Genomic DNA, 8,463 nt, shown 5'->3' with positions numbered 1-8,463 from the left:
AACTACAACCGGGTGCCGGGGCGGACGCCGCTGGACTGGACGATGCCCCTGGGGGCGGACAGGGGGAACGGGATCTGGGTGCACGTGGATCACGGCGCGGCGACCCAGGGGTGCGTCACGCTCCCCAAGCCCGTGCTCCGCGACCTGATGCGGCGCCTCGACCCCGCGAGCGCCCCGGTCATCGTCATGGGCCCGGCCGCCGCGCTCGCACCGTAGTCCCTGGAGCCTGAGCCCGTGGAGCCTGAGCCCGTGGAGCCTGAGCCCGTGGGACCTGAGCCCGTGGGACCTGAGCCCGTGGAGCCTGCCGGCCTCGCCCCGGCCCTGCCCGGACCCCCGCGGCTCAGCTCTGGGGCTGCTCCTCCAGGCGGGGGAAGAGGACCGCGCCCTTGGTGACGGTGGAGCCCGGGGGCAGCGTGCCCCAGCTGCCCGCGTCCTGGACGCGCTGGGCGGCGAGGGGGCCGAGTGCGGGCTCCGCGCCGAGGGAGAGCCAGAGGGCCTGGGAGGTCTCGGGCATCACGGGGTTCAGGAGGACGGCCAGGGCGCGCAGGGACTCGGCGGCGGTGTAGAGGATCGTCGCGAGGCGCGCACGCCCCTCCGGCGATTCGTCCTTCGCGACCTTCCACGGCTCCTGCTCGGTGAGATAGCCGTTGACCTGCTTGACGAAGTCGAAGATCGCCAGAATCCCGCCCTGGAAGTCCAGCTCCTCGCCGATCTTCCGGTCCGCCTCCGCGACCGTCTTCGCCAGGCCCTCCCGGACCGCCCGCTCGGCGTCCCCGGCCGCCGTCGCCTCCGGCAGCGCGCCGCCGTAGTACTTGCCGATCATGGCGGCGACCCGGGACGCGAGGTTGCCGTAGTCGTTGGCCAGCTCGCTGGTGTAGCGCGCGGTGAAGTCCTCCCACGAGAACGACCCGTCCTGGCCGAACGCGATCGCCCGCAGGAAGTACCAGCGGTAGGCGTCGACGCCGAAGTGCGAGGTCAGATCCTGCGGCTTGATCCCGGTGAGGTTCGACTTCGACATCTTCTCGCCGCCGACCATCAGCCAGCCGTTCGCCACGACCCGCCCCGGCACCGGCAGTCCGTTCGCCATCAGCATCGCGGGCCAGATGATCGCGTGGAAGCGCAGAATGTCCTTGCCGACGAGATGGACGTCCGCCGGGAAGGTCTCCGCGAACTTCGCGGGGTTCTCGTTGTAGCCGACGGCCGTCGCGTAGTTCAGGAGCGCGTCGATCCACACGTAGATGACGTGCTTCTCGTCCCACGGCACCTTGACGCCCCAGTCGAACGTGGAGCGGGAGATGGACAGGTCCTGAAGTCCCTGCTTGACGAAGTTCACGACCTCGTTGCGCGCGGACTCCGGCTGGATGAAACCGGGGTTGGCCTCGTAGAACTCCAGGAGTTTCGGGCCGTACTCGGCGAGCTTGAAGAAGTAGTTCTCCTCCTTCAGCAGCTCCACCGGCTTCCGGTGGATCGGGCACAGCTTCTGCCCGGCGTACTCGCCCTCGCCGTCGATCAGCTCGCCGGGGAGCTTGTACTCCTCGCAGCCCACGCAGTACGGGCCCTCATAGCCGCCCTGGTAGATCTCGCCCTTGTCGTACAGGTCCTGGACGAACTCCTGCACCCGGTCGGTGTGCCGCTTCTCCGTGGTCCGGATGAAATCGTCGTTCGCGATGTTCAGATGCTCCCAGAGAGGCTTCCACGCCTCTTCCACGAGTTTGTCGCACCATTCCTGGGGCGAGACCCCGTTCGCCTCGGCGGTGCGCATGATCTTCTGACCGTGCTCGTCCGTGCCGGTGAGGTACCACACCTTCTCGCCGCGCTGGCGGTGCCAGCGGGTGAGCACGTCACCTGCGACGGTCGTATAGGCGTGGCCCAGGTGAGGAGCGTCGTTGACGTAGTAAATGGGGGTCGAGACGTAATACGCCGCCGCCCCCTGCTTCTCGGACTTCTCGGATCCAGTGGCCGCCATGCCGAAATCCTATCGGCCCCGGGAAGTTCCCTTCACCGGGATAAGCCCTGACTCCGGGGGCCGCGAGGGGTCAGGTGGGGTCACCTGAAGCCGCCGCGGCCCCGTGGAGACATCCGCGAAACATCCCCTCGCGTAGAAAGGCGCATCCTGGGAGGAGAGGCGGACGCGTACGGTGCGAGGGGACGACGACATGCGAGTACTCGTGGCCGAGGACGAGGAGGTCCTCGCCGAACTGGTCGCCACCGGGCTGCGGCGGGCCGGATTCGCCGTCGACACCGTCTACAGCGGGGACGCGGCGCTCGCCTACCTCGGACTCCACGACTACGACGTCGTCGTCCTCGACCGCGATCTGCCCCGTGTCCACGGCGACGAGGTGGCCCGTGAGCTGGTCGCCTCCGCGTCCCGCACCCGGATTCTGATGCTGACCGCGTCCGCGTCCATGGAGGACCGGGTGGAGGGCCTCGATCTGGGGGCGGACGACTATCTGGGCAAGCCGTTCGAGTTCCCCGAACTGGTCTCCCGGGTCCGGGCGCTGCGGCGGCGCAGTGCCCGTCCCGTACCGCCGCTGCTCGAACGCCACGGGCTGCGGCTCGACACCGTACGGCGCATGGCCGACCGGGACGGGCGGGAGCTGGATCTGTCGCCGAAGGAGTTCTCCGTACTCCAGATCCTGCTGGAGGCGGACGGCGCGACCGTCTCGGCGGAGGAGCTGCTGGAGCGGGCCTGGGACGCGCACGCCGACCCCTTCACCGGCGCGGTCCGGGTCTGTCTGAGCAAGCTGCGGGCCAAGCTGGGGGAGCCACCGCTCATCCGTACGGTCCAGGGCGTCGGGTACGCGCTGTGAGCCGCCGCGCCCGCATGGGCCGCGAACGCCTGGGCCGCGCGCTTCGGGTCGGTACCGGCGGTGGGGTCGGTACCGGCGGGGTCCGTACCGGCCGTGGGGTCCGTACCGGCGGCGGGGTCCGTACCGGCCGCGCGCTGCACGTCGGGGCCGGGCGGCTGGGGCCCGGCTCGACGATCCGGACCCGGATCGCGCTCGTCTACGGCGCGGTCTTCCTCGTCCTGGGCGGGGTGCTGCTCAGTGTCGTCAATCTGCTCTCCCGGGCGGGTACGGAGGACGAGGCCGCCGCGATCGCCCGGCGGACGGTCAAGGTGCCGCCGGCCCTGGTGGCCTCCCGTGGCGGGGACGCGGATCCGGTCCTGCCGGCCGGGGCACCCCTGAACCAGGTCAGCGCCTACACCATCACCGACAACGTCAGCGACGCCGCGTCCGAGCAGATGCTCTTCTGGTCCCTCGCCGCCCTGCTGGTCACCGCCCTCTGCGCGGTCGCCGTGGGGTGGTGGACCGCCGGGCGGGTGCTGCGGCCGGTGCACGCCATGACGGCGAAGGCCCGGAAGCTCTCCGAGCGGACCCTCCACGAACGGATCGGGGCCAGCGGCCCCGACGACGAGCTGAAGGAGTTGGGGGACACGCTGGACGCGCTGCTGGTCAGACTGGAGAAGGCGTTCGACAGCCAGCGCCGGTTCATCGCCAACGCCTCGCACGAGCTGCGCACCCCGCTGGCCACCCAGCGCACGGCGATCCAGGTCGGCCTGTCGTCCCCGGTGCCGACCCCGGAGGAGCTGGCGGCCACCCAGCGGGTACTGCTCGACAGCAACCGCCGCAGCGAACGGCTCATCGAGGGTCTGCTGCTGCTGGCCCGCAGTGAACGCGGGCTCGCCGAGCGCGACGACATCGACCTCGGCGAGGTCGCGGCGGAGGAGGCGCTGCGGCACGACGTGGCGGCGGACACGGCCCGGGGCGGTGTCGTACGGGGCAACCGGCTGCTGCTCGCCCAGCTCGTGCGCAACCTGGTGGCGAACGCGGTGACCCACAACGTGCCCGGCGGTACGGTCGCCGTCAGTGTCGACGGGGGCGCGCTGACCGTGGAGAACACCGGCCCCACCATCGCGGAAGAGGACATTCCGTCGCTGTTCGAGCCCTTCCGGCGGGGGGAGGGGCGGGATCGTATGGGCCAGGGCGCGGGCCTCGGCCTGTCCATCGTCCGTTCGATCGCGGACGCCCACGGCGGTGAGGTGACGGCCCGGCCCGGCCCGCGCGGCGGGCTGATCGTCACCGTCTCCCTGCCGGTCACCGCCCGCACCGGCTGAGCGCCGCAACCGGCTGAGCGCCCCCGCCTGCCCCGGCCCGAGCTGCCCGTGCCCTTCATGGCTTCCCGCTCCCTTAAGCCTCCCGCTCGCTTAAGGGCTGACCGTTCTCTTAAGGGCTGCTCGTTCTCTTCAGAGCGTCCAGGTCTCCTCAGGGCTTCCAGCTCTGGAGGATTCCGTCGAACAGCTCCGCGTCCGTGAGGTCACCGGGGGTGGGTCCGGCGTGGAAGAACGCCGTGTTTCCGGCGGAGAGCCTACGGAGGTAGTCGAACGCCTTCGCATCGTGCTCACCGAACGCCACGAACTGCCAGAACACCGGCTTCTTCCCGGCCCCGGCCAGCGCGGCCGTCGCGGCGGTCTTGGACTCGGGCGCCCCATCGGTCTGGAAGATCACCAGCGCCGGGGTCCGCCTGGGGGCCTTCGCGTGCAGCGCGAGGACCTCCTCGACGGCGAGGTGGTAGTTCGTCCGCCCCATCCGGCCGAACGACGCGTGCAGCTCGTCGATCTTTCCCTCGTACGCGGCGGGGGTCAGCTCCCCCGTCCCGTCGACCTCCGTCGAGAAGAACACCACGGAGAGCACGGGGTCACCCTCCCCCTGGTGGAGCTGCGCGGCCAGGGCGAGCGCCTGCTCCCCGAGGCGCTGCGCGCTCCCGTCCTTGTAGTACGGCCGCATCGACCCCGACCGGTCGAGCACGAGATACACCCGCGCACCGGTCCCGTCGAGCCCGGCCCGCAGCAGCGCCGCCCGAGCGGCCTCCTGGTGGGGGGTCACCTCCGGCGCGGTGGGTGCGGTCTCGGTGTCGGTGTCGGTGTCGGTGACGGACTCGGTGACGGTGCCGGTGTCGGCAGCGGTGTCGGCAGCGGTGTCGGCCGCGAGCGGTTCCGCTTCAGGGGCCGTGGCGGGGGCCTCGTCCGGGGCGGCCTCGGGTACGGCCGGTGCGGTGGCGGGTGCGGTGACCGGCTCGGCTTCCGCTGTCGCGGGCTCAGCGTCCGTCGTCGCGGGCTCGGCCTCGGCAGGCGCGCGCTCGGCCTCGGGCTCCGGGGCAGGTGCCGTTGCCGGGGCGGTCCCGGCGGCGACGGCTTCCGGCTCCACGGCCGGGGCTTCGGCCTCTTCGACGGCGGCCTCGGTCGACTCGGTCCCGGCGGAGACGGACGTCTCATCGGCGGGGGCAGCGGCCTCGGGCCCGGCGTCAGCGTCCGGCCCGGTGACGGTGGTCGTGTCCTCCGGGACCGGTTCCGTACGCGCCTGGGGCGGTACCGAGGTCGTACGGGTACGAGGCTGCGGGTTGTCGAACGCCGCCGACACCAGGTCCGCCGCCCGGTCGACCGGGGCCGGGGTGGGAGCCGGGGCAGCCGGGGCCGGGGCGGCCGGGGCGGGAGCCGCCGTCACCGTAGAAGTCGAGCCCGAGCCCGAGCCCGAGCCCGAGCCCGAGCCGGAGCCCGCCCTTGAGTCCAAGTCCGGGCCGGAGTCCGGGCCGGAGTCCGCTCCCGTAACAGGGGAGGAATCGGTGGAAGGGGAAAGGGAAGGGGAAGGCGACGGCGAGGGCACCGTCGGCGTGGCTGATTCCGAGCGTTCGGTCTGGGGCGGGACGGAGGTAGCCGCCGACTCGTTGGACTCCGAACGGTCGCGACCGAACACCTTGCGCAGCAAGCTCCGAATGCCCATGTGCGAGACCTTTCGCATGAGTTGGGTGCCGTATTGTCCGCACTTGAACCAAGTTGTCCTGGGGGGTCCTGGCCAGGGCGGACACGTAAGGTTAGCGGTCACCCGCCGTAATGCCCCGCAGGGGACGCCCACTCGCCGCCTGTCCGAGACCTGCGCGCGATGTACTCGCGACGTCCGCGCGGCGTCTCCCCGACGTACCGGAAATGTCCCCCACGCCGCGCCCCGGCGACGTATCCGGAATGTCCCCCAGTCGTTCGGTGGCAGCGCGGTAGCTCTCCAGCGGCAGCGCGGGTGGGGGCCGTCGACCGGCCATCGGCACAGCGGTGACCGCCCTGCCCCCGGTGTCCGTCACCGGGCTGGAAGCCGGGCGTGGAAGCCGGGCGTGGAAGACCATGTTCCGGGATTCATCCGTCGTTCACTCGCCGTCCGCCGGTCTGCACAGGACCCCCCATAGCGTCTCGCCCGGAGACATTCCGACAGACTGTCGGCGCGGTGAGCGCCGAAGGAGGATCACGTGCGCAAGCTGCTGCCGCTCATGACCGCCCGTCCGCACGCGGGCGGGCGTTCCGCCCTCACCTGCCGCTATCGCTGTGGCGACGCCTGCTTCCAGGAGGTGCCGAACACCAGCGACAACGCGTACGTGGGCGATGTGATCGCGAGCGCCCTCTCGCGGCGGTCGATGATACGTACCGCCGCCGTGGTGACCGTCGCCGCTGCCGCAGGGACCGCGGCCGTCGCCGGGCCGAACGGCGGTCAGGCCGTCGCCGCCCCTGCCATTCCGCCCGGCGGCGGCAAGGGCCCCGGCCACGGCAGCGGCTCGGCCGACGGCGCGCGCGGGCTCCGGTTCGCGCCGGTCGCCCCCAACAAGGACGACAAGGTCACCGTCCCCGCCGGCCACTCCCAGAACGTGGTGATCCGCTGGGGTGACCCCATACTGCGCGGGGCGCCGTCCTTTGACCCGGAGAAACAGTCGGCGAAGGCGCAGGCGGGCCAGTTCGGCTACAACAACGACTTCCTGTCCCTGCTCCCGCTGGCCGAGCGCGACCGTCAGGTGATGGTCGCCAACCACGAGTACACCGACGAGATCCTGATGTTCCGGGGGTACGACCCGGCCAACCCGACCCGTGAGCAGGTGGAGATCGCCTGGGCGGCGCACGGCCTCTCGGTCGTCGTCGTCCAGGGGGAGCGCGGGTCGGGCCGCCTCACGCCGGTCACCCGCCACCACCTCAACCGCCGGCTCACCGCGACCAGCGAGTTCCGCGTCACCGGACCGGCCGCCGGGAGCCCGCTGCTGCGGACCTCCGCCGACGGCACCGGCACCAGGGTGCTGGGCACGCTCAACAACTGCGCGGGCGGCACCACCCCCTGGGGCACCACCCTGCACGGCGAGGAGAACTTCAACCAGTACTTCGCCAACGGCTCCAGCGCCACCGACAAGCGCTACGGCATCGGCACCGGGGCCAGCGAGCGCAAGTGGGAGCGGTTCGACAAGCGCTTCGACGCCAAGCAGGAGCCGAACGAGTCGCACCGCTTCGGCTGGGTCGTCGAACTGGACCCGTACGACCCCGACTTCATCCCCGCCAAGCGGACCGCGCTCGGCCGGTTCAAGCACGAGGCGGCGGAGCCGAGGCTGACGGACGACGGCCGTCCCGTCGTCTATATGGGCGACGACGAGCGGTTCGACTACTTCTACAAGTTCGTCTCGTCGAAGCGGATGAAGGCGGGCCGGTCCCGCGCGGCGCGCGAGCACAACCGCACCCTCCTGGACGAGGGCACGCTGTACGTCGCGAAGCTGACCAGCGACAGCCCGGACGAGATCGACGGCAGTGGCAAGCTCCCGAACGACGGCGAGTTCGACGGCTCGGGCGTCTGGATTCCGCTGGCCACCGGCGACACCTCGCACGTCCCGGGGATGAGCGCCGACGACGTGTACGTCTTCACCCGCCTCGCCGGTGACAGGGTCGGGGCCACCAAGATGGACCGCCCCGAGGACGTCGAGCCGTCGCCGCGCACCGGACGGGTGTATCTGGCACTCACCAACAACACCGACCGGGGCAAGCCGGGGAAGCCGGGCGCGGACGAGGCCAACCCGCGCAACGAGAACAAGCACGGGCAGATCCTGGAGCTGGCGGAGAACGGGGACGACCCGGCGGGCGACGGCTTCGCCTGGCGGCTGTTCCTGGTCGCGGGCGACCCGGAGGACCCCGCCACCTACTTCGCGGGCTTCCCGAAGGAGAAGGTCAGCCCGATCTCCTGCCCGGACAATGTGGCGTTCGACCCGCACGGCAATCTGTGGATCTCCACCGACGGGAACAGGCTCGGTTCGCACGACGGCCTCTTCGGCGTCGCCACCCACGGGGAGCGGCGCGGTGAACTGAAGCAGTTCCTGACCGTGCCGATCGGCGCCGAGACCTGCGGCCCGGTCATCCAGGACCGCCGCGTCCTGGTCGCGGTCCAGCACCCGGGCGAGATCGATGGCGCGTCCGTCGAGAAGCCCGCGAGCGCGTGGCCTGACGGGCCGGGCCGGATGGTCCGCCCGGCGGTGGTGGCGGTGTGGCGCAAGGACGGCCGCGACATCGGAGTCTGACCGGTCTGACCGCCCCCGCCCCCGCCACCGCCGCCTGCCGTCCCGGCGGGTGCCGTGGGCCCCGGGAACCGCCCCGACCGGGGTGGGCCCGGGGCC

General features: G+C 71.7%; 5 protein-coding genes and 1 pseudogene. 4 read left to right on the top strand and 2 right to left on the bottom strand.

The features are described from left to right. Window positions 1–216, top strand: a pseudogene (locus tag ACWF94_RS25575) (hypothetical protein); the annotation flags it as partial. Window positions 217–340: 124 nt separating this feature from the next. Here ACWF94_RS25575 and metG read toward each other — a convergent pair. Further along, on the bottom strand, window positions 341–1,966 hold the full coding sequence (metG, locus tag ACWF94_RS25570) for a methionine--tRNA ligase (RefSeq protein ID WP_453492916.1): 1,626 nt from the start codon (window positions 1,964–1,966) through the stop codon (window positions 341–343). Window positions 1,967–2,156: 190 nt separating this feature from the next. Between metG and ACWF94_RS25565 the strand changes: the two genes are divergently transcribed. Beyond that, a complete protein-coding gene (locus tag ACWF94_RS25565; RefSeq protein WP_453492913.1) occupies window positions 2,157–2,810 on the top strand; it encodes a response regulator transcription factor in 654 nt (217 codons plus the stop codon). Then, window positions 2,807–4,117 carry a sensor histidine kinase gene (locus ACWF94_RS25560; protein WP_453492910.1) on the top strand — a complete coding sequence of 437 codons (1,311 nt, stop codon included), beginning with the start codon at window positions 2,807–2,809 and terminating at the stop codon, window positions 4,115–4,117. The genes ACWF94_RS25565 and ACWF94_RS25560 overlap by 4 nt, the downstream gene beginning before the upstream one ends. 148 nt (window positions 4,118–4,265) lie before the next feature. On the opposite strand, the gene ACWF94_RS25555 is transcribed toward ACWF94_RS25560, so the two are convergent. Continuing rightward, on the bottom strand, window positions 4,266–5,504 hold the full coding sequence (locus ACWF94_RS25555; protein WP_453492907.1) for a VWA domain-containing protein: 1,239 nt from the start codon (window positions 5,502–5,504) through the stop codon (window positions 4,266–4,268). Between the two features lie 790 nt (window positions 5,505–6,294). Between ACWF94_RS25555 and ACWF94_RS25550 the strand changes: the two genes are divergently transcribed. After that, on the top strand, window positions 6,295–8,367 hold the full coding sequence (locus ACWF94_RS25550; protein WP_453492904.1) for a PhoX family protein: 2,073 nt from the start codon (window positions 6,295–6,297) through the stop codon (window positions 8,365–8,367). Window positions 8,368–8,463 lie beyond the last annotated feature (96 nt).

Source organism: Streptomyces sp. NPDC055078, from assembly GCF_053607985.1.
Note: the sequence above shows the minus strand (reverse complement) of the source record. Positions and strands in the feature narration are given on the sequence as shown.